This window comes from Stenotrophomonas maltophilia (assembly GCF_006970445.1).
GTDB classification, from domain to species: domain Bacteria; phylum Pseudomonadota; class Gammaproteobacteria; order Xanthomonadales; family Xanthomonadaceae; genus Stenotrophomonas; species Stenotrophomonas maltophilia_AU.
This window is the reverse complement of sequence record NZ_CP033877.1, coordinates 2,495,363-2,515,376: the sequence shown is the minus strand read 5'-3', so window position 1 is coordinate 2,515,376 and position 20,014 is coordinate 2,495,363. Positions and strand designations below refer to the sequence as shown.

At 66.9% G+C, this 20,014-nt stretch carries 19 protein-coding genes; all 19 read left to right on the top strand.

The genetic code is table 11. The features are described from left to right. Positions 1-98: 98 nt before the first annotated feature. The 19 genes from moaA (at position 99) to EGM71_RS11500 (ending at position 19,912) form a co-directional block, all read left to right on the top strand. Entirely contained in the window at positions 99-1,079 is a 981-nt protein-coding gene (moaA, locus tag EGM71_RS11590) for a GTP 3',8-cyclase MoaA (RefSeq protein ID WP_188485048.1), read from the top strand. A gap of 8 nt (positions 1,080-1,087) precedes the next feature. Then, positions 1,088-2,083: a bifunctional molybdenum cofactor biosynthesis protein MoaC/MoaB gene (moaCB, locus tag EGM71_RS11585; RefSeq protein WP_188485047.1), complete on the top strand. Its 996-nt coding sequence runs from the start codon at positions 1,088-1,090 to the stop codon at positions 2,081-2,083. Further along, positions 2,083-3,336 (top strand): molybdopterin molybdotransferase MoeA, encoded by a 1,254-nt coding sequence (locus tag EGM71_RS11580; protein ID WP_188485046.1) that lies wholly within the window; start codon positions 2,083-2,085, stop codon positions 3,334-3,336. The genes moaCB and EGM71_RS11580 overlap by 1 nt, the downstream gene beginning before the upstream one ends. Further along, entirely contained in the window at positions 3,336-3,596 is a 261-nt protein-coding gene (locus EGM71_RS11575; RefSeq protein WP_017354494.1) for a MoaD/ThiS family protein, read from the top strand. The genes EGM71_RS11580 and EGM71_RS11575 overlap by 1 nt, the downstream gene beginning before the upstream one ends. Positions 3,597-3,599: 3 nt before the next feature. Continuing rightward, the gene (locus EGM71_RS11570) at positions 3,600-4,100 is read left to right on the top strand and encodes a molybdenum cofactor biosynthesis protein MoaE (protein ID WP_188485045.1); all 501 of its coding nucleotides are present in this window, start codon (positions 3,600-3,602) and stop codon (positions 4,098-4,100) included. A 36-nt stretch (positions 4,101-4,136) separates the two neighbouring features. Then, positions 4,137-4,679: a molybdenum cofactor guanylyltransferase gene (gene mobA, locus EGM71_RS11565; protein WP_188485044.1), complete on the top strand. Its 543-nt coding sequence runs from the start codon at positions 4,137-4,139 to the stop codon at positions 4,677-4,679. Then, the gene (locus EGM71_RS11560; protein ID WP_188485043.1) at positions 4,676-5,041 is read left to right on the top strand and encodes a hypothetical protein; all 366 of its coding nucleotides are present in this window, start codon (positions 4,676-4,678) and stop codon (positions 5,039-5,041) included. The genes mobA and EGM71_RS11560 overlap by 4 nt, the downstream gene beginning before the upstream one ends. A 145-nt stretch (positions 5,042-5,186) precedes the next feature. After that, positions 5,187-6,605, top strand: a complete 1,419-nt coding sequence (locus EGM71_RS11555) for a NarK family nitrate/nitrite MFS transporter (RefSeq protein WP_188485042.1) — start codon at positions 5,187-5,189, stop codon at positions 6,603-6,605. Positions 6,606-6,677: 72 nt separating this feature from the next. Next, a complete protein-coding gene (locus EGM71_RS11550; protein WP_188485041.1) occupies positions 6,678-10,421 on the top strand; it encodes a nitrate reductase subunit alpha in 3,744 nt (1,247 codons plus the stop codon). Further along, positions 10,421-11,965: a nitrate reductase subunit beta gene (narH, locus tag EGM71_RS11545; RefSeq protein WP_075678007.1), complete on the top strand. Its 1,545-nt coding sequence runs from the start codon at positions 10,421-10,423 to the stop codon at positions 11,963-11,965. The genes EGM71_RS11550 and narH overlap by 1 nt, the downstream gene beginning before the upstream one ends. Next, a complete protein-coding gene (narJ, locus tag EGM71_RS11540) occupies positions 11,965-12,645 on the top strand; it encodes a nitrate reductase molybdenum cofactor assembly chaperone (protein ID WP_188485040.1) in 681 nt (226 codons plus the stop codon). The genes narH and narJ overlap by 1 nt, the downstream gene beginning before the upstream one ends. Beyond that, positions 12,642-13,349: a respiratory nitrate reductase subunit gamma gene (gene narI, locus EGM71_RS11535; protein ID WP_099553434.1), complete on the top strand. Its 708-nt coding sequence runs from the start codon at positions 12,642-12,644 to the stop codon at positions 13,347-13,349. The genes narJ and narI overlap by 4 nt, the downstream gene beginning before the upstream one ends. Before the next feature lie 3 nt (positions 13,350-13,352). Continuing rightward, positions 13,353-14,252 (top strand): peptidylprolyl isomerase, encoded by a 900-nt coding sequence (locus tag EGM71_RS11530; protein ID WP_188485039.1) that lies wholly within the window; start codon positions 13,353-13,355, stop codon positions 14,250-14,252. A gap of 23 nt (positions 14,253-14,275) precedes the next feature. After that, entirely contained in the window at positions 14,276-15,607 is a 1,332-nt protein-coding gene (locus EGM71_RS11525; RefSeq protein ID WP_188485038.1) for an MFS transporter, read from the top strand. Between the two features lie 194 nt (positions 15,608-15,801). Next, positions 15,802-17,016 (top strand): coproporphyrinogen III oxidase, encoded by a 1,215-nt coding sequence (locus tag EGM71_RS11520; RefSeq protein WP_188485037.1) that lies wholly within the window; start codon positions 15,802-15,804, stop codon positions 17,014-17,016. A gap of 11 nt (positions 17,017-17,027) precedes the next feature. Next, positions 17,028-17,804: a helix-turn-helix domain-containing protein gene (locus EGM71_RS11515; RefSeq protein ID WP_005416832.1), complete on the top strand. Its 777-nt coding sequence runs from the start codon at positions 17,028-17,030 to the stop codon at positions 17,802-17,804. A 19-nt stretch (positions 17,805-17,823) separates the two neighbouring features. Further along, positions 17,824-18,567, top strand: coding sequence for a molybdate ABC transporter substrate-binding protein (gene modA / locus EGM71_RS11510; protein WP_188485036.1), 744 nt, complete (start codon positions 17,824-17,826; stop codon positions 18,565-18,567). 3 nt (positions 18,568-18,570) lie between these two features. Beyond that, complete coding sequence (modB, locus tag EGM71_RS11505) at positions 18,571-19,254, top strand: molybdate ABC transporter permease subunit (RefSeq protein ID WP_005413347.1); 684 nt, start codon at positions 18,571-18,573, stop codon at positions 19,252-19,254. Further along, on the top strand, positions 19,244-19,912 hold the full coding sequence (locus EGM71_RS11500; RefSeq protein ID WP_188485035.1) for a sulfate/molybdate ABC transporter ATP-binding protein: 669 nt from the start codon (positions 19,244-19,246) through the stop codon (positions 19,910-19,912). The genes modB and EGM71_RS11500 overlap by 11 nt, the downstream gene beginning before the upstream one ends. Positions 19,913-20,014 lie beyond the last annotated feature (102 nt).

Genomic DNA, 20,014 nt, shown 5'->3' with positions numbered 1-20,014 from the left:
ACTGAAGGCCGCGTACTCTGGCAATCGTTCCAGCAGGCGAGGGTATCCGGGCCGTTCCGGGCACAGGCAAGACGGTGGAGCAACAAGGTGGACCAGCCATGAGCCAACTCACCGACGGTTTCGGACGCAGCTTTCCGTACCTGCGCCTGTCGTTGACCGAAGCCTGCAACTTCCGTTGCAGCTACTGCCTGCCCGACGGTTACCAGGCCGATGGCCGCCCACGCTTCCTGCAGGTGGATGAAATCGCGCGCCTGGTGCGTGCGTTCGCCGCGTTGGGCATGAGCAAGATCCGCCTGACCGGCGGCGAGCCCAGCCTGCGCAAGGACCTGGACGAGATCATCGCCACCGTGGCGGCGGTGCCGGGCATCCGCAAGGTGGCCATCACCACCAATGGCACGCTGCTGCCGCGGCGCCTGCCGGGCTGGCACCGCGCCGGCCTGACCGCGCTGAACGTGAGCATGGACAGCCTGCAGCGCGAACGCTTCAGGACCATCACCGGGCATGACCGCCTGCCGGAGATCGAGCAGGGCCTGGCCCTGGCGCAGGCGCTGGGCCTGCCGGCGATCAAGCTCAATGCGGTGCTGCTGCGCGGCCTGAACGACGACGAGCTGCCGCAGTGGATGGACTACCTGCGCGACCGCTCCTTCAGCGTGCGCTTCATCGAACTGATGCGCACCGGCGACAACGAAGCCTATTTCCAGCGCCACCACCTGCGTGCCGACGTGGTGATCGAGCAGCTGCTGGCCGCTGGCTGGCACGAGCGGCCGCGCGCCGCTGATGCCGGCCCCGCACGCGAGTTCGGCCACCCCGACCATCGCGGCAGCATCGGCATCATCGCCCCGTATTCGCGCGACTTCTGCAAGGGCTGCAACCGCCTGCGGGTGACAGCCAAGGGCGACCTGCGGCTGTGCCTGTTCGGCGAGTTCGGCGTGCCGCTGCGCCCGCTGCTGCAGAGCGACGATGACCATGACGCGCTGCTGGCACGCATCACCACACAGCTTGGCCTGAAAGCGGCCGGGCATGGACTGCACCAGGGCCAGACCGGGCTGACCCCGCACCTGGCCTCCATCGGAGGATGAGCAACACGATGAGTGGGGAATTGAATGCGGCCTTCCATATGGCCGATGTCCGCGACAAGCGCATCACCCGCCGCCGCGCGGTGGCGGTGGGCGAGCTGCATGCCGGGCCGGTGGCCTATCCGCTGATCGTCGAGCGCCGCCTGCCCAAGGGCGATGCGCTGGTGATGGCCGAGATTGCCGGCCTGCAGGGCGCCAAGATGGCCTCGATGCTGATGCCGCTGTGCCACCCGCTGCCGCTGGAACTGGTGCAGGTGTTCTGCGCGCCGGTACCGGAACGGCAGGCGATCCGCGTGTGGTGCGAGTGCGCCAGCGAGGCGCGCACCGGCGTGGAGATGGAGGCACTGGCCGGCGTCAACGCGGCGCTGCTGACCCTGTACGACCTGAGCAAGCCGGTGGAACCGGCGCTGCGCATCGAAGGCATCCGCCTGCTGTTCAAGGAAGGCGGCAAGCGCGGTGTCTGGCTGCACCCCGACGGCATGGACGATGCCGAGCGCACGCGCTTCAAGCCGCGTGCGCCGAAGGGCCTGGAGGGCGCGGCCTGCGCGGTGATCACGCTGAGCGATCGCGCCAGCGAGGGCACCTATGAAGATATCTCTGGCCCGACCCTGGTGACCGGCCTGAAAAAGCTGGGCGGTGAGGTCGTGGCCGCCGAGGTGTTGCCTGATGGCATCGAGCCATTGGCGGGCCGCCTGCAGGCCTTGGCCGCCGACGGTGTGCGCCTGTGCCTGTGCACCGGCGGTACCGGGCTGGGCCCGCGTGACCTGACCCCGGAGGCGCTGCGTTCCCTGAACGCGCGGCCGGTGCATGGCCTGGCGCAGATGGTGCGGGCACTGAGCGCACAGCACACGCCGATGGCCTGGCTGAGCCGCGCCGAGGTGGTGCAGCTGGGCAACATGCTGGTGTTCGCGCTGCCGGGCAGCCCGAAGGCGGCGGCGCAGTGCCTGGATATCCTGGCGCCGGTGCTGGGCCACGCCTTGGCGATGGTCGACGGTGGTGGCCACTGATGATTGCCTATAGCGAAGCCTTGCAGCACCTGCTGGATGCGGCCACGCCGCTGCCGGCCGAGCGCCTGCCGCTGCATGAGGCCGGCGGCCGCACTCTGGCCAGTGACATCATCAGTGAGCAGTCGCTGCCGCCGTTCGACAATTCTGCGATGGACGGTTTCGCGCTGCGCGCCAACGGCGCGACGTTCGAAGCCGGTACCGAATTTGCCGTGCAGGGCTGGCAGGCAGCCGGCGATGCCGGCGCCGAAGGCGGCGAGGGTGCCTGGGAAATCATGACCGGCGCGCGCATGCCGGTTGGGCTGGATACGGTGGTGCCGGTCGAGAACGTGGACGTGCTCGCCAGCGAGGAGGGACGCCCGACCCGCATCGCCTTGAAGGGCACGGTCAAGCCGGGCCAGAACGTGCGCCTGCGCGGCCAGGATGTGAGCGACGGCGAACGTGTGCTGCAGGCCGGGCAGGTGCTGGACATCAATGCGCGCACCCTGCTGCATGCCATCGGCGTGGGCCAGGTGGCGGTGGTGGCGCGGCCGAAGGCGGCAGTGATCGCCACCGGCAAGGAGCTGGTGACGGAGGCGGCGCAGACGCTGGAATCCGGCCAGATCCGTGACAGCAACCGGCCGTATCTGGTGGGTCGCCTGCAGGCGGCCGGCGCCGAGGTGGTGTGGCAGGGCACCGTGGGCGATGACGTGGCCGCGTTCAATGCGGTGCTGGATGAGGCGCTGGGCGCTGGCGCGCAGGTGCTGATCAGCACCGGCGCGGTGTCGGCTGGTCGCTACGATTTCGTTCCCGATGCGCTGCGCGGCCGTGGTGCGCGCATCGTCTTCCACAAGGTGGCGATCCGCCCGGGCAAGCCGCTGCTGTTCGCGGTGCTGCCCAATGGTGCGCTGTATTTCGGCCTGCCGGGCAACCCGGTCTCCGCTGCCGTGGGCCAGCGCTTCTTCGTCGAGCCGGTGCTGCGCCGCCTGCTGGGGTTGGCACCGGAAACCGTGTTGCAGCTGCCGCTGCAGGCCGACGTGCGCAAGCCGCCGGGCCTGCGCTTCCACGCGCGTGCGCGGGTGGAAATGGACGGGCAGGGGCGCCTGAGCGCGCGCGTGCTGTCCGGGCAGGAGTCGTTCCGTTTGATGTCCATGCTGCAGGCCAACGCCTGGGTGGTGCTGGAGGCCGAGGGAGACCTGGCCAGTGCTGGCACCTACGTGCGCGTGCAGGGCTGGGGTCACCACGAACCGGTGCAGCTGGTGAGCCAGGAGTCATGATGAAACAAGTGAATCTGCAGTTGTTCGGCGCGTTTTCAGATCTGGATGCCAGCCGCGAGATCGCCGTGGATGTGGCCGGTGGCACCGTGGCCGATCTGCGCCAGGCGCTGCGCGAGCTGCTGCCGGTGCGTTGGCCGGGTTTCCGCGCGGGCCTGCTGGATTATTCGGCGTTTGCCGACCAGCAGCGCGTGCTGCGTGACCACGAGGCGCTGCCCGATGACGGCCGGGTGGCGATCCTGCCGCCGGTGAGCGGGGGCTGAGTGATGAGCGAGAAGATCATCGCGAAGGTGGTGGACCGCGCGCAGGCGGCGATCGATCCAGTCGAAGGCATCGCTGCCGTCTCCGATCCGGGCTTCGGTGGCATCGACGTATTCATCGGCAAGGTGCGTGACGTCAACATCGGTCGGCCGGTGACCGGGATCACCTACGACCTGTTCGAGCCGCTGGTGTTGAACGAGTTCAAGCGCCTGGCCGCCGAGGTCGAGGCGGCGTTCGGTCCGAAGCTGAAGCTGTATGTGGCCCATGCCAAGGGCCGGTTGGGCATTGGTGATGTGGCGGTGGTGGTGGCGGCGGGCAGCCCGCACCGTGACGAGGCGTTCCGCGCATGCCGGCAGTTGATCGAGGTGGTCAAGCACCAGTGCCCGATCTGGAAGCAGGAGCATTACGAGGACGGCGACAGCGAGTGGAGCGAGGGCTGCAGCCTGTGCCATGCGGACAGCGAACCCGCACATGCCCATGACCATGCGCACGATCACCAGCATTGAGCCCGCTGCAGCCACGCATGGCGTGGCTCTACTGCGATGAGCGTCAACGGCATCGTGCTGGCCGGCGGCCTGTCCAGCCGGATGGGGCGCGACAAGGCACTGCTGCCGTGGCAGGGCCGCACGCTGCTGGAGCACATGCGGGGCCTGTTGATGCAGGCTGGCGCGCGCGCGGTCTGGGTCAGCGGAAATTATCCGGCCTTCGGCGGCGTGCCGGACCGCGTGGCACGTTGTGGGCCGCTGGGCGGGCTCTACAGCGTGGCGATGCGCATGCCCGATGGCCCGGCCTGGGTAGTGCCGGTGGATACGCCGTTGCTGCCGCCGCGATTGCTGCAGCAATTGCGTGACGGCCATCGCGGTCCATGCACGATCTTTGCCGGTCACCCCCTGCCCATGCTGGTGGATATAGACGATGCTTGTCGCAATGTACTTGGATCGATGCTGGACGACGCGGACGGTCCGCGCTCGCTGCAGGCCCTGCAGGGTCGTCTTGGCGTGAATTCCGTGGCCCTGGCGCCGGTTGACGAGGCCGGGCTGGTCAACTGCAATACCCCCGAACAATGGGAGGATGTTGCGTCATGAAAGTGCAGTTGCAGGACCAATCGGTACGGCTTCGCCTGGACGAGGCCGAACTGGCGCGCCTGCTGGCCGGTGAATCGGTCGAGAACATGACCCGCTTTGGCGGTATCGAGGGCTGGGGCATGGCGGTGTCGCTGCATGGCGGCGAGCAGCCGGTGCTGCTCGATGGTGGCACCTTCTGCCGCCTGATACTGCCGCGCTCGGCAGTCGAGGCCTTGGCGGGACGGCTGCCGTGCCGGGATGGCCTGCCATTCGACATTGCCCTGGAAGACGGCAGCCAGCTTCAGCTGCAGTTCGATGTGGACGTGCGCGACAGCGTGCGCCAGCGCGGGGTGACCCGCCGCAGCACCGCTTCATCGGTTTGACATTTGTCAGGGGCAGGGTGGAAACCGGCCCCTGATTGATCCAGATCAACCCCGTCGTCCGTGCTGCACGGCCTAATGGCTGCATGACGACGGGTTACAACTTGAAACGCAGTACCCACGTCATTCCACAGCCTTGGAGCCATGTATGACCGTCGGTAGCGATCCTGTTGTCCGCAGCACTGCCAGTCCCGGTCGCGTCATCAGCGACTGGACGCCGGAGGACCCCGGCTATTGGGAGCGCACCGGCAAGCGGGTCGCCACCCGCAACCTGGTCATCTCGATCCCCTCGCTGCTGCTGGCCTTCTCGGTCTGGGTGCTGTTCTCGGCGGTGTCGATCAGCCTGCCGAAGATCGGCTTCAACTTCAGCACCGACCAGCTGTTCTGGCTGGTGGCGCTGCCCAGCCTGTCCGGCGCGACCCTGCGCATCTTCTATTCGTTCGTGATCCCGATCTTCGGCGGCCGCCGCTGGACCGCGCTGTCCACCGCGTCGCTGCTGGCGCCGACGCTCTGGCTCGGCTTTGCGGTGCAGGACCCGGCCACGCCGTACTGGGTGTTCGTGGCCATCGCGATCCTGTGTGGCTTCGGCGGTGCGAACTTCTCGTCGTCGATGTCCAACATCTCCTTCTTCTACCCCAAGCAGAAGCAGGGCCTGGCGCTGGGCCTGAACGCCGGCCTGGGCAATGTGGGCGTGTCGGTGGCGCAGGCGGTGATTCCGCTGGTCATCACCGTGGGCGTGTTCGGTGCGCTGGGTGGTGCGCCGCAGCCCGCGGTGGAGGGTGGGGCGCCGCTGTTCCTGCAGAACGCCGGTTTCATCTGGGTGCCGGCCATCGCGCTGTGCGCCGTCGCGGCCTGGTTCGGCATGAACGACCTGACCAGCGCCCGCTCGTCGTTCTCCGAGCAGGCGGTGATCTTCCGCCGCAAGCACAACTGGCTGATGTGCTGGCTGTATATCGGCACCTTCGGTTCCTACATCGGTTTCTCGGCCGGCTTCCCGATGCTGGTGAAGAGCCAGTTCCCGCACGTGAACCCGCTGGCCTACGCCTTCATCGGCCCGCTGCTGGGCGCACTGATGCGCTCGGTGGGTGGCAGCATGGCCGACCGCTGGGGCGGCGCACGCCTGACCTTCTGGGTGTTCGCGCTGATGATCGCCGCGGTGTTCGGCGTGCTGCACTTCCTGCCCAGTGACGGCCAGGGCGGCAACTTCTACGGCTTCCTGCTCAGCTTCATGGCGCTGTTCGTGCTCAGTGGCATCGGCAACGGCACCACCTTCCGCATGATTCCGGTGATCTTCCGCACCCTCCATGAGCGCTGGTCGGCCAACGACAACGCTGAGGGCAAGGCCACGGCCGCGCACCAGGCCAGCATCGAATCGGCCGCGGTGGTCGGCTTCTCCGGTGCGATCGGCGCCTACGGCGGTTTCTTCATTCCCAAGAGCTACGGCTCGTCCATTACGTTGACCGGCAGCCCCGACATGGCGCTGTACGGATTCGTTGTTTTCTATGTCACCTGCCTGGCCGTGACCTGGTGGTGGTACTACCGGCGCGGTGCCGAGACACCCTGCTGACGACATGAAAACGCACCGCAGCCAGATGACACACACAGCCACGATGCCGATGTCCGCAAAGGGAGATCCCCGATGAGTTATTTCCTCGATCGCTTGCAGTTCTTCAAGCGTGACCCCCAGACCTTTGCCGATGGCCATGGATTTGCCAAGAGCGAGGGCCGCGACTGGGAAAACAGTTACCGCGCGCGCTGGCAGTACGACAAGATCGTGCGATCCACCCACGGCGTGAACTGCACCGGCTCCTGCAGCTGGAAGATCTACGTCAAGAACGGCCTGGTCACCTGGGAAACCCAGCAGACCGATTACCCGCGCACGCGCCCGGACCTGCCCAACCATGAACCGCGTGGCTGCCCGCGTGGCGCCAGCTATTCCTGGTACCTGTACAGCGCCAACCGTCTGAAGTACCCGCTGATCCGCGGCACGCTGCTGCGCCTGTGGCGCGAAGCGCGCAAGAGCAAGGCCCCGGTCGATGCCTGGGCCAGCATCGTGGAGGACAAGGAGAAGGCGCGTTCGTACAAGACCCGCCGCGGCATGGGCGGCTTCGTGCGCCTGCAATGGGAAGAGGCCAACGAGATCATCGCCGCCTCCAACCTGTACACGGTGAAGCAGTACGGCCCGGACCGCGTGGTGGGGTTCTCGCCGATTCCGGCGATGTCGATGGTGTCCTATGCCGCCGGCGCGCGTTACCTTTCGCTGCTGGGCGGCGCCTGCCTGTCCTTCTACGACTGGTACTGCGACCTTCCGCCGGCCTCGCCGCAGATCTGGGGCGAGCAGACCGACGTGCCCGAATCGGCCGACTGGTACAACAGCCGCTACATCATCGCCTGGGGCTCGAACGTGCCGCAGACGCGTACGCCCGATGCGCACTTCTTCACCGAGGCGCGCTACAACGGCACCAAGACGGTGGCGATCTGCCCGGACTATTCCGAGCTGGCCAAGCTGACCGACCACTGGCTGCACCCCAAGCAGGGCACCGACGCGGCACTGGCCTTTGCCTTCGGTCATGTGATCCTGCGCGAGTTCCATGTGGATTCGCCCTCGCAGTATTTCCAGGACTACTGCCGCCAGTACTCGGACATGCCGATGCTGGTGCGCCTGGAGCGTCGCGACGATGGCCGCCTGGTGGCGGGCCGCTTCCTGCGTGCCAGTGAGCTGGGCGGGCTGGGTGAAGCCAACAACCCGGACTGGAAGACCCTGGCCTACGACGAGAACAGTGGCCAGATCGTGGTGCCCAATGGCTCGATCGGTTTCCGCTGGGGTGAGAAGGGTCGCTGGAACATCGAAGAGAAGGCCAGCAACGGCGCCGACACACGCCTGCGCCTGAGCTTGTCCGACGCCAACGACGGCATCGAGGCGGTGAGCTTCCCGTACTTCGGTGGCATTGAAAGCGATGGCTGGACCGCTGCACCGGCCGAAGAAGTACTGGACCGCAACATTCCGGTGCGCCGGCTGGCCACGGCCGACGGCGGCGAGACGCTGGTGGCCACGGTCTACGACCTGCTGCTGGCCCAGTACGGCGTGGACCGTGGCTTTGGCGGCGGCAACGTGGCATCGAGCTTCGATGACATGGTGCCGGGCACGCCGGCGTGGCAGGAGCGCATCACCGGCGTGTCGCGCGCCGAGGTGATCGAGATCGCCCGCGAGTTCGCGCGTACCGCCGACAAGACCCATGGCCGTTCGATGATCATCGTCGGCGCGGGCATGAACCACTGGTTCCACAACGACATGAACTACCGCGGCCTGATCAACATGTTGATCATGTGCGGCTGCGTGGGCCAGACCGGTGGCGGCTGGGCGCATTACGTGGGCCAGGAAAAGCTGCGCCCGCAGACCGGCTGGCAGCCGCTCGCGTTCGGCCTGGACTGGAGCAAGCCGCCGCGCCACATGAACGGCACTTCGTTCTTCTACTTCAACACCGGGCAGTGGCGCTACGAGAAGCTGCAGGTGGACGAACTGCTGTCGCCGCTGGCCGATGCGAGCAAGTACGGCGGCAGCCTGGCCGACCTGAACCTGCGCGCGGTGCGCATGGGCTGGCTACCGAGCACCCCGCAGCTGGACCGCAACCCGCTGCAGCTGGTACGCGAGGCCGAAGCGGCCGGCGTGGCCCCGGCGGACTACGCGCTGGGCAAGTTCAAGGATGGCTCGCTGGATTTCGCCTTCGCCGACCCGGACGCCAGCCAGAACCACCCGCGCATGATGTTCATCTGGCGCTCGAACCTGCTCGGTTCCTCGGGCAAGGGCCACGAGTACATGCTGCGGCACCTGCTGGGTACGCGCCACGGGCTGCAGGGCAAGGACCTGGGCGAAATGGGCGCAGTGAAGCCGCAGGAGGTGAAGTGGCGCGACGAGGCGCCGGAAGGCAAGCTGGACCTGCTGGTCACGCTCGACTTCCGCATGTGCACCACCGCGCTGTACTCGGACATCGTGCTGCCGACGGCAACCTGGTACGAGAAGGACGACCTCAACACCTCGGACATGCACCCGTTCATCCACCCGCTGTCGAAGGCGGTGGACCCTGCGTGGGAATCGCGCAGCGACTGGGACATCTTCAAGGAGGTGGCCCGCACCGTGAGCGAGATGGCGCCGGGCGTGCTGGGTGTGGAGAAGGACCTGGTGCTGGTGCCGACCCTGCACGACACCCCCAACGAGCTGGGCATGCCGTTCGGCGTGGCCGACTGGAAGAAGGGCGAGTGCGAGGCCATTCCGGGCCAGACCATGCCGTCGATGACGGTGGTGGAGCGTGACTACCCGAACCTGTACCGCAAGTTCACCTCGCTCGGCCCACTGCTGGACAAGCAGGGCAACGGCGGCAAGGGCATGAGCTGGGACACGAAGCACGAGGTCGAGTTCCTCGGCAAGTTGAACCACACCGTGCACGAAGAAGGCGTAAGCCAGGGCCGCCCGGCCATCTCGACCGCGATCGACGCGGCCGAAGTGATCCTGCACCTGGCGCCGGAAACCAACGGCCACGTGGCGGTGAAGGCCTGGGAATCGCTGGGCACCTTCACCGGCCGCGAGCACACCCACCTGGCCGTGGGCAAGGAGCACGAGGCGATCCGCTTCCGTGACATCCAGGCACAGCCGCGCAAGATCATTTCCTCGCCGATCTGGTCGGGCCTGGAAGACGACAACGTCAGCTACAACGCCGGCTATACCAACGTGCACGAGCTGATTCCGTGGCGCACCGTGACCGGTCGCCAGCAGTTCTACCAGGACCACGAGTGGATGATCGACTTTGGCGAGGCCTTCATGAGCTATCGCCCGCCAGTCAACACGCGCACGGTGGAGCCGCTGCTGAACCAGCGCCCGAACGGCAACAAGGAGATCGTGCTGAACTGGATCACCCCGCACCAGAAGTGGGGCATCCACAGCACCTACAGCGACAACCTGATCATGCAGACGCTGTCGCGTGGCGGCCCGATCGTGTGGATCAGCGAGGACGACGCGCGCAGCGCCGGCATCGTCGACAACGACTGGATCGAGCTGTTCAACGTCAACGGTGCGATCGCCGCCCGTGCGGTGGTCAGCCAGCGCGTGATGCCGGGCATGGCGATGATGTACCACGCCCAGGAACGCATCATCAACGTGCCGGGCTCGGAGATTTCCGGCACCCGCGGCGGCATCCACAACTCGGTGACCCGCATCGTGCTCAAGCCGACCCACATGATCGGCGGCTACGCGCAGCTGGCCTATGGCTTCAACTACTACGGCACCTGCGGTACCAACCGAGACGAGTTCGTGATCGTACGCAAGATGGACAAGATCGATTGGCTTGATGGCGAGGCCGTACCGGCCGCTGCCAAGGAGGTGGTGTGATGAAGGTCCGTGCACAGATCGCGATGGTGCTGAACCTGGACAAGTGCATCGGCTGCCATACCTGCTCGATCACCTGCAAGAACGTCTGGACCTCGCGCGAGGGCGTCGAGTACGCCTGGTTCAACAACGTGGAAACCAAGCCGGGCATCGGTTACCCGAAGGAATGGGAGAACCAGGACAAGTGGAACGGCGGCTGGGTGCGCACCCGCGCCGGCAAGCTGGTGCCACGCGCGGGTGGCCGCTGGCGCATGCTGGCCAAGATCTTCGCCAACCCGGACCTGCCGCAGATCGACGACTACTACGAGCCGTTCGATTTCGACTACCAGAACCTGCACACCGCCAAGGACAGCCAGCACCAGCCCACCGCGCGGCCGCGCTCGCTGATCAGTGGCGAGCGCATGCAGAAGATCGAGTGGGGCCCGAACTGGGAGGAGATCCTCGGTTCGGAGTTCAGCAAGCGCTCGCGCGACTACAACTTCGACCAGGTGCAGAAGGAGATCTACGGCGCCTTCGAGAAGACCTTCATGATGTACCTGCCGCGCCTGTGCGAGCACTGCCTGAACCCGGCGTGCGTCTCGGCGTGCCCCTCCGGCGCGATCTACAAGCGCGAGGAAGACGGCATTGTGCTGATCGACCAGGACAAGTGCCGCGGCTGGCGCATGTGCGTGTCGGCCTGCCCGTACAAGAAGATCTACTACAACTGGAAGAGCGGCAAGTCGGAGAAGTGCATCTTCTGCTACCCGCGCATCGAGATGGGTGAGCCGACCGTGTGCTCGGAAACCTGCGTGGGCCGCATCCGCTACCTGGGGGTCATGCTGTACGACGCCGACCGCATCGCAGAGGCCGCTTCGGTGGCCGCCGAGAAGGATCTGTACCAGGCCCACCTGGACATCTTCCTGGACCCGAACGACCCGGCGGTGATCGCCGCCGCGCGCAAGGAGGGCATCCCGGACAGCTGGCTGGATGCGGCCAAGCAGTCGCCGGTGTACAAGCTGGCGATCGACTGGAAGCTGGCGCTGCCGCTGCACCCGGAGTACCGCACGTTGCCGATGGTCTGGTACGTACCGCCGCTGTCGCCGATCCAGTCCGCCGCCGAGCGTGGCCGCGTGGGCATGAGCGGCGAGCTGCCGGACGTGGCGTCGCTGCGCATTCCGATGCGCTACCTGGCCAACCTGCTGACGGCCGGTGACGAGGCGCCGGTGGTACGCGCGCTGGAGCGGCTGATGGCCATGCGTGCCTGGCGCCGGGCCAAGAACGTGGACGGCGTGGAAGACACCGCGGTGCTGGAACAGACCGGGCTGAGCATCGCCCAGGTGGAAGAGATGTACCGCTACCTGGCCATCGCCAACTACGAGGACCGTTTCGTGATTCCGACCGGCCACCGCGAGTACGCCAACGATGCCTTCGGCGAGCGCGGCGGCTGCGGCTTCACCTTCGGCAACGGCTGCAATGGTGACAGCCCGGCCGACCTGTTCGGGCAGCGCAAGACGACCACCTTCGTGGTGGACAAGGGCCCGAACCACCGCCGCAAGGAGGTGGTGTGATGAGCGTGCTCAAGCTGGTCGGGGTGTTGCTGGACTACCCCCGCGAGGAACTGTGGGAGCACGGCGAGGAACTGCTCGCCGCCTGTGACGACCCGGCGCTGAACGCCGCCCGCCGCCAGCAGCTGCGCAGCTTCGTGCAGCAGCTGCTGGCGACCGATGCGCTGGATGCGCAGGCGGCATGGCTGGCCAGTTTCGACCGCGGCCGTTCGATGAGCCTGTTGCTGTTCGAACACATCCATGGCGAGTCGCGCGACCGTGGCCAGGCCATGGTCGATCTGGTCGAAACCTACCGCCGCAACGGCTTTGAACTGGATGCACGCGAGCTGCCGGATTACCTGCCGTTGCTGCTGGAGTTCCTGGCCCATCGCCCCGGCAGCGAGGCCCGCGAGTGGCTGCACCACATCGGCCATATCGCCGGGATGCTGGCCGCGCGTGCCGCCGAGCGTGAGCTGCCGCACCGGGTGCTGTTCGAGATCCTGGTCGAAGCCGGTGACGGCAAGGCCGATCTGCAGGCGCTGCGCCAACGTGCCAGCGAAGAAGCCCGCGACGATACCGCCGAGGCCATGGACCGCTTGTGGGAGGAGGAGGCGGTGCGCTTCGGCGCCGAAGCCCCCGCCGAAGACTGCAAGCCGCCCGTGCGTTCGCCGGCCCGTCCTTCGCATCGAGAGGTCCAGCCATGAGTTACTCCCTGCATCAATTCGCCTTCCAGTACTACCCGTACATCGCCGTGGCGGTGCTGCTGATCGGCAGCTGGGCCCGCTATGACAAGGCCATGTACACCTGGCGCACCGGCTCCAGCCAGATGCTGTCGGACAAGGGCATGCGGATCGGCAGCAACTGCTTCCACATCGGCATCCTGGCCATCCTCGGCGGTCACCTGGTCGGCCTGCTGACCCCGCACGCGGTGTACGAGCACTTCATCACCTCCTCGCAGAAGCAGATGCTGGCGATGGTGGTCGGTGGTGTGTTCGGCGCACTGTGCTTCATCGGCATCAGCATCCTGCTGGTACGCCGCCTGTTCAATGCGCGTGTTCGGGCTACCGGCAGCTTCGGTGACACCCTGGTGCTGGTGCTGCTGTTCGCGCAGCTGTGCCTGGGCCTGTACAGCATCCGCGTCTCGTCCGGCCACCTGGACGGTGGGGTGATGGTGCAGCTGGCCGAGTGGGCGCAGCACATCGTGACCTTCCGCGCCGGTGCCGCTGATTACATCGAGGGCGTCAGCTGGGTCTACAAGATGCACATCTTCCTGGGCCTGACCCTGTTCCTGATCGCGCCGTTCACCCGCCTGGTGCACGTGTGGAGCATTCCGATCAGCTACCTGTGGCGGCCGTACCAGGTAGTACGCCGCCGCCAGGCCACGCTGCGCTACGGGCCGCGGGAGTAAGCCATGGGCAGCCTGCCGAAATTCCTGCCGATCACCGTGATCGACTCCGCCGCGCCGGTTCCTGCCGAGGCGCATTCGCATCTCCACGACGCGGCAGCGCAGGGGCCGCGCTCGCTCGGGCAGCCGGCACCGTGCCGGCTGTTCGTGGACGAGACCGCGATCAGCGAGGCCGACATCGCCCGCGAGATGCAGCACCACCGGGCGATGCGCCCGGAACAGTCACGTGCCGAAGCGGCACGTGCACTGGTGGTGCGCGAGCTGCTGCGCCTGGAAGCGCAGCGGCTTGGCCTGCAGGCACCAGAGGGCAACCGGGTAAGCGACGAGGAAGTGCTGATCCAGCAACTGCTGGAAGATGCGATCGAAGACCGCGTGCCGACCGATGAAGACTGCCGCCGCTACTTCGAGCAGAACCCGGAGCGCTTCCGCTCCCCCGATCGCGTGCACCTGCGCCATATCCTGCTGGCCGCGCCGGCCGACGACGTGGCCGGGCGCTTCGCTGCACGTACCGAGGGCGAGCGGCTGGTTGGGCTGCTGAAGGAATCGCCGCACCTGTTCGCCGATTTCGCCCTGCGCCATTCACGCTGCCCGTCCAGCAGCGAAGGCGGTGACCTGGGCTGGCTGCAGCGTGGGCAGACCACGCCGGAGTTCGACCGACAGGTGTTCCGCCTGCGCGAAGGCCTGGCCGGTTTCCCGGTGGAATCGCGCTGGGGCTACCACGTGGTCTGCGTCGATGCCCGCGAGGAAGGCCTGCCGCAGCCGTTCGAGACGGTGTTGCCGCAGCTGCGTGACTACCTGGAGCTGCAGGTACGGCAGCGCGAGGTGCAGGCCTACCTGCTGCAGCTGCAGGAGCGCTACCCGGTGCGCGGGCTGGATGAGATCGAAGCCGAAGCGGATATCGGCTGACCCCCTTTGAACGAGGAGAATTCATGAACCAGGCCCTTGCCCCCGCCAGTGCCGGGCAGCAGCAACGTGCGCTGTGGCTGAGTACGTTCGCCTTCACCGTGTGCTTCGCGGTGTGGATGATCTTTTCGATCATCGGCATCCAGATCAGTCAACAGCTTGGCTTGAATGACACCCAGTTCGGCCTGTTGATCGCCACCCCGGTGCTGACCGGTTCGGTCAGCCGGGTCTTCCTCGGCATCTGGTCCGACCAGTTCGGTGGCCGCAAGGTGATGGTGCTGGTGATGCTGTGTGGCGCAGTGGCCACCTGGATGCTCACCTATGCACAGACCTACACCCAGTTCCTGATCGCCGCGCTGTGCGTGGGCATCGCCGGCGGCAACTTCTCGGTGGGCGTGGCCTACGTCTCGAAGTGGTTCCCGGCCAGCAAGCAGGGCACCGCACTGGGCATCTTCGGTGCCGGCAACATCGGCTCGGCGGTGACCAAGCTTCTGGCGCCGCTGGTGATGGTGGCGGCCGGCTGGACCATGGTCGCCAAGGTCTGGGCCGTCGCGCTGGCCGTCACTGCGGTGCTGTTCTTCCTCTTCAGCAAGGAAGACCCGTCGCTGGAGCAGCGCCGTCGCGAAGGCGTGAAGCCGGTGCCGTTCGCCGAGCAGATGGCGCCACTGAAGAACCTGCAGGTGTGGCGGTTCTCGCTGTATTACTTCTTCGTGTTCGGTGGCTTCGTGGCGCTGGCGCTTTGGCTGCCGCACTACCTGGTGGGCGCCTATGGCATGGACGTGGGCCACGCCGGCATGCTGGCGGCGTGCTATTCGATCCCGGCCAGCCTGTTCCGCGTGGTCGGCGGCTGGATGTCGGACCGGATGGGCGCGCGCCGGGTGATGTACTGGACCTTTGGCGTGTCGGCCATCTGCACCTTCCTGCTGGCCTACCCGGATACCGAGTATGTGGTGAAGGGCATCCATGGCCCGATCCACTTCCATCTGGCCATCGGCGTGGTGATGTTCACCGTGCTGGTGTTCGTGCTGGGCTTCTTCATGTCGCTGGGCAAGGCCGCGGTCTACAAGCACATTCCGGTGTACTACCCGCAGCACGTGGGTGCGGTGGGCGGTGTGGTCGGCATGATCGGCGGCCTGGGTGGCTTCGTCCTGCCGATCGTGTTCGGGGCATTGAACGATGCCGTGGGCATCTGGAGCAGCTGTTTCATGCTGCTGTTCGTGCTGGTGGCCGCTGCACTGGCCTGGATGCATTTCGCCATCCGCCGCATGGAGCGCCGCCACTTCCCGCAGATCGACCGCGAGACCGACCTGCCTGAAGCCATCGATGCGGCCGCGGCCGAGCGGGTACGCGGCGGGTGAAGGTGCGTGCCGGCCAGCGGCCGGTACTACCGGGATGGTGCGCGATGGGTGGAGGGTGCTGCCGGCCAGCGGCCGGCACTACCGAGTGGTGGATGAAAGGGTAATGCCGGCCGCTGGCCGGCAGGAACCATCAGATGCGCCACGCTTGATTTCAATCAGGGCCACGCGAAGAGGAACGCCCGAAGATGTCTGCCATGAGCTTCCACGTTGACGAGAGCGAGGACACTGCGCTGCAGGCGGCATTGCTGCGGCAGCCCCGGCACGTGCTGTTTCCGCCGGCTGACCAGTTCAGTACCGGCTTTGGCGAAAGCGGGTGGCGCGCTGCCGTGCGCGCCAGCAATGAGCACCTGATCCCGCGTGGCGTGACGCTCGGCTTCCAGGCCGGTCGTGGCGGGCGCGATGTGCCGCCGCAGGCCTATCTGGAGACCCTGCTGCTGGCGCTGCGCCTGCAGGCCGGCGCGCTGGCTGAAGACCGCGAGGTAGTGGCGATGGTGCTGCAGCTGGGGCTGGCCGAGACGCTGCCGCCACCGCAGCTGGGCCAGCTGCTGGATGCCGTGCCGCAGCACCTGCGCACCGTGGCGCGGCCACAGGTGGAGGTGCGGCTGGACGCGGGCAGCGCGCTGGCGCCAGCACAGCTGCGTGCGGTGGGCTGCACCCGGCTGAACGTGATCGATCGCGCCGATGCACCCGGGCCGACCCTGCTGGCGCAGGCGCGACAGGTGGGCTTTACCGCGCGCTACTACCAGTTGCGGGTGCCCGGCAGTGAGGACACCGGCTTCATCGAACGACTGCATGAGGTGCTGGCCGAAGCGCCCGAGCGCATCCTGCTGCCGGCGCCTTGCGCGCTGCCAGAGCATCCCTCGGCGGCACGATGGCTGCAGAGCTGGCGCCTGCTGCGCGCAGCAGGCTACGAACCGATCGGTGGTGACCACTACCAGCGCGGCGACCTGCCGAACCCGCATGGCCCGGGCGATGGCCAGCGTCATTGTGACCTGGCCGGCGTGCCACGCCGCGACCGCAGCGATTTCATCGGGCTTGGCCTGTCCGCCTGCAGCCAGATCGGCGAGGTGTTCTACCGCCTGGAGGACGAACTGGGCGAATGGCGTGCGCGGCTGCAAGCCGGGCACATGGGCGTGTCTGCCGGGTTGATCCTGTCCGAGGACGAGCGGTTGGCAGCCGAGGTGGCGCAGAGCATCGCCTGCGATCACGCGCTCGATGCGGCTGCCTTCGAATGGCGCAACGATGAACCGTTCGAAGAATGCTTCGCCGAGCAGCTGCCGGCATTGGCACCGGTGCTGGCGCGCGGCTGGGCACACTGGGATGGGCGCGTACTGCGCCTGGCCGAAGAAGGGCGCCTGCTGTGGCGTATGATGGCCGCATGCTTCCGGCCGGCGGCCGCCATCGCTTGAGTCTTGCCCCGATGTCTTCGAATCCGCCTTCGCACGGCCGCCTTGGACAGGCCACACCGAACCCCGCCGCCGCCGATGACGGCGACGCGCTGCACTTCTGCAGCACCTGCGCGTTTTCCGACGCATGCATGTCGCAGGGCTACGACAAGACCGCACTGGGTGATCTGCACGTGCTGGTCGACCACGTCGGTCCGTTCCATGCGGGTGACTACATCTTCCGCGCCGGTGAATCGTTCGATTCGATTGCTGCAGTGCGCGCCGGCATGGTCAAGACCTTCGTCGACGACAGCCAGGGCAACGAGCAGGTGCTGGGCTTCAGCCTGCCGGGCGAAGTGATTGGCCTGAATGCGATCCACGGTTCGCGCTTCCCCTGCAATGCGGTGGCGCTGGATACGGTGCACCTGTGCCGCATCTCGTTCCCCAAGCTGAGCTCGCTGGCCACGCGCATGCCGGGGCTGCAGGCCAAGCTGTTCAGCCTGCTCAGTGCGGAGATCGGCAAGGTCGCCACGCTGGCCGCCAACCACCGTACTGAAGAGCGCATGGCCGCGTTCCTGCTGGACATGTCCGAGCGTTACGCGCGGCGTGGTTTTTCCGCTACGCGCTTCAACCTGACGATGGCGCGTACCGAGATCGCCAATTACCTGCGGATGGCGCCGGAAACCGCCAGCCGCGTGCTGCGCCGCCTGAGCGATGATGGGATCATCGCGGTGAAGCAGCGTGAGATCCTGCTGCTGCAGCCCGAGCGCCTGGCGGCGCTGGCGGTGGCCGACGAATCCGATCCGAACTGAACCTGGCCGGGAGCCGATGATGAAGCGAGCTGGACTGTTGTTGCTGGGCCTGCTGGCCACGGTGCCGGCATGGGCGGCCGACCTGACGGTGTCGGCGGCATCGAGCCTGACCGAGAGCTTCCGCGAACTGGGCACCGCCTATGAGAAGGCACACCCGGGAACCAAGGTGGATTTCAACTTCGCCGCGTCCGGCGTGCTGCTGCAGCAGATCAGCCGCGGCGCGCCGGTGGATGTGTTCGCGTCGGCCGATGAAACCACGATGGACCAGGCCCAGCAGCAGGATCTGCTGGCGGCCGGCACCCGCGAGGTGTTCGCGGTGAACGCGCTGTGGGTGGTGGTGCCGCCGCAGGCCAAGGCTGCACCGCGTACCTTGAAGGACCTGGCCGGTGCTGGCATGCAACGCATCGCACTGGGCAACCCGGACAGCGTGCCGGTCGGCCGCTATGCCAAGGGCGCGCTGGAAGCAGCAGGCCTGTGGCCGTCGGTGCAGGGCAAGACCATCACCACGCAGAACGTGCGCCAGTCGCTGGATTACGTGGCGCGCGGTGAAGTGGATGCCGGCTTCGTCTATGCCACCGATGCGCAGGCAATGCCCGACCGCGTGCGCCGCGCTTTCGCGGTGCCTGTGGCGGGGCGTATCGCCTATCCGCTGGCGGTGACCAAGGCCAGTGCGCAACCGGCTGAAGCCAAGCGCTTCACCGCCTTCGTGCGTTCCGCACAGGGCCAGGCGATCCTGGCCAAACATGGGTTCGGCAAGCCCTGAGGCATGGATCTCGACTGGAGCGCACTGTGGTTGTCGCTGAAGGTGGCCGGCTGGGCCACCGCGATCAATCTGGTGCTGGGTGTGGCACTGGGGGCGCTGCTGGCGCGTCGACGATTTCCTGGTCGTGAGCTGCTGGATTCACTGCTGACCTTGCCGATGGTGCTGCCGCCGACGGTGCTGGGGTACTACCTGCTGGTGTTGATCGGTCGCAATGGTCCGATCGGTGCGTGGCTGCAGTCGTGGTTCGGTATCAACCTGGTGTTCACCTGGCAGGCGGCCGTGATCGCCGCGGCGGTGGCCTCGCTGCCGCTGGTGTTCAAGCCGGCACGCGCGGCGTTCGAGGAAGTGGACGGACAGCTGGAGCAGGCCGCACGCACGCTGGGTGTGTCCGAAGCGGCGGTGTTCTTCCGCATCACGCTGCCACTGGCCTGGCGCGGCATTCTTGCCGGGCTGTTGCTGGCGTTTGCACGCGCGATGGGCGAGTTCGGCGCGACATTGATGGTGGCGGGCAGCATTCCCGGCCGCACGCAGACGCTTTCGATCGCCATCTACGAGGCGGTGCAGGCCGGCCAGGACGGCAAGGCCAATGCGCTGGTGATCCTGACCTCGGTGGTCTGCATCGTGATCCTGTTGCTGGCCGCGCGGCTGGTGGGCGGACGTCGCCGGGAGCTGCGCGATGTGGCTTGACCTGCAGGTGCAGCGCCGCCTGCAGGCGGCCGGCCAGGATTTCGTGTTGGACGTGTCGCTGCAGTGCACGCAGCGGCAGGTGGTGCTGTTCGGGCCTTCGGGCGCCGGCAAGAGCCTGACCCTGAAGGCGGTGGCCGGGCTGCTACGGCCGGGCCAGGGGCATGTACGGCTGCAGGGGCAGACTCTGTTCGATGCGGCCACCGGCGTGGATCTGCCGCCGCAACGCCGCCGGCTGGGCTACGTGTTCCAGGATTACGCGTTGTTCCCGCATCTGAGCGTGCGCCAGAACGTGGCGTTCGGTCTGGAGAAGGGGTGGTTGAATCCGCGGATCGGCCAGCGCTTCGATGCGGTGGAGCAGTGGTTGCATGCATTCCGCATCGACACGGTGGGTGACCTGCTGCCTTCCCAGGTGTCCGGTGGCCAGCGCCAGCGCACTGCATTGGCGCGCGCCCTGGTGACGCAACCGCAGGCGTTGCTGCTGGATGAGCCGTTCTCCGCGCTGGACCATGATCTTCGCCAGCACCTGCGCCAGGAGCTGGAGGCCGTACTGGACAAGACCGGCATCCCGTTGTTGTTGATCAGCCACGACCCGCAGGACGTGGCCGTGTTCGGCCAGCAGGTAGCGCGCGTGGTGGACGGCCGCATCGTCGGCGGTTGATCCGTGATGGACGCATGGGCGATGGTTGGTTGCATATGATGGTAGTGCCGGCCGCTGGCCGGCACCCATGGAATCCGAAGCAGCCGGCCAGCGGCGGGCTCT

Excerpts from the sequence above, each read along its gene's own strand:
- modB (WP_005413347.1), top strand. The coding sequence starts at position 18,571 with ATGGATCTCGACTGGAGCGCACTGTGGTTGTCGCTGAAGGTGGCCGGC.
- narJ (WP_188485040.1), top strand. The coding sequence starts at position 11,965 with ATGAGCGTGCTCAAGCTGGTCGGGGTGTTGCTGGACTACCCCCGCGAG.
- modA (WP_188485036.1), top strand. The coding sequence starts at position 17,824 with ATGAAGCGAGCTGGACTGTTGTTGCTGGGCCTGCTGGCCACGGTGCCG.
- EGM71_RS11520 (WP_188485037.1), top strand. The coding sequence starts at position 15,802 with ATGAGCTTCCACGTTGACGAGAGCGAGGACACTGCGCTGCAGGCGGCA.
- moaCB (WP_188485047.1), top strand. The coding sequence starts at position 1,088 with ATGAGTGGGGAATTGAATGCGGCCTTCCATATGGCCGATGTCCGCGAC.
- EGM71_RS11500 (WP_188485035.1), top strand. The coding sequence starts at position 19,244 with ATGTGGCTTGACCTGCAGGTGCAGCGCCGCCTGCAGGCGGCCGGCCAG.
- EGM71_RS11550 (WP_188485041.1), top strand. The coding sequence starts at position 6,678 with ATGAGTTATTTCCTCGATCGCTTGCAGTTCTTCAAGCGTGACCCCCAG.
- narH (WP_075678007.1), top strand. The coding sequence starts at position 10,421 with ATGAAGGTCCGTGCACAGATCGCGATGGTGCTGAACCTGGACAAGTGC.
- EGM71_RS11555 (WP_188485042.1), top strand. The coding sequence starts at position 5,187 with ATGACCGTCGGTAGCGATCCTGTTGTCCGCAGCACTGCCAGTCCCGGT.
- EGM71_RS11525 (WP_188485038.1), top strand. The coding sequence starts at position 14,276 with ATGAACCAGGCCCTTGCCCCCGCCAGTGCCGGGCAGCAGCAACGTGCG.
- narI (WP_099553434.1), top strand. The coding sequence starts at position 12,642 with ATGAGTTACTCCCTGCATCAATTCGCCTTCCAGTACTACCCGTACATC.
- EGM71_RS11580 (WP_188485046.1), top strand. The coding sequence starts at position 2,083 with ATGATTGCCTATAGCGAAGCCTTGCAGCACCTGCTGGATGCGGCCACG.
- EGM71_RS11530 (WP_188485039.1), top strand. The coding sequence starts at position 13,353 with ATGGGCAGCCTGCCGAAATTCCTGCCGATCACCGTGATCGACTCCGCC.
- EGM71_RS11515 (WP_005416832.1), top strand. The coding sequence starts at position 17,028 with ATGTCTTCGAATCCGCCTTCGCACGGCCGCCTTGGACAGGCCACACCG.
- mobA (WP_188485044.1), top strand. The coding sequence starts at position 4,137 with ATGAGCGTCAACGGCATCGTGCTGGCCGGCGGCCTGTCCAGCCGGATG.
- moaA (WP_188485048.1), top strand. The coding sequence starts at position 99 with ATGAGCCAACTCACCGACGGTTTCGGACGCAGCTTTCCGTACCTGCGC.
- EGM71_RS11560 (WP_188485043.1), top strand. The coding sequence starts at position 4,676 with ATGAAAGTGCAGTTGCAGGACCAATCGGTACGGCTTCGCCTGGACGAG.
- EGM71_RS11570 (WP_188485045.1), top strand. The coding sequence starts at position 3,600 with ATGAGCGAGAAGATCATCGCGAAGGTGGTGGACCGCGCGCAGGCGGCG.
- EGM71_RS11575 (WP_017354494.1), top strand. The coding sequence starts at position 3,336 with ATGAAACAAGTGAATCTGCAGTTGTTCGGCGCGTTTTCAGATCTGGAT.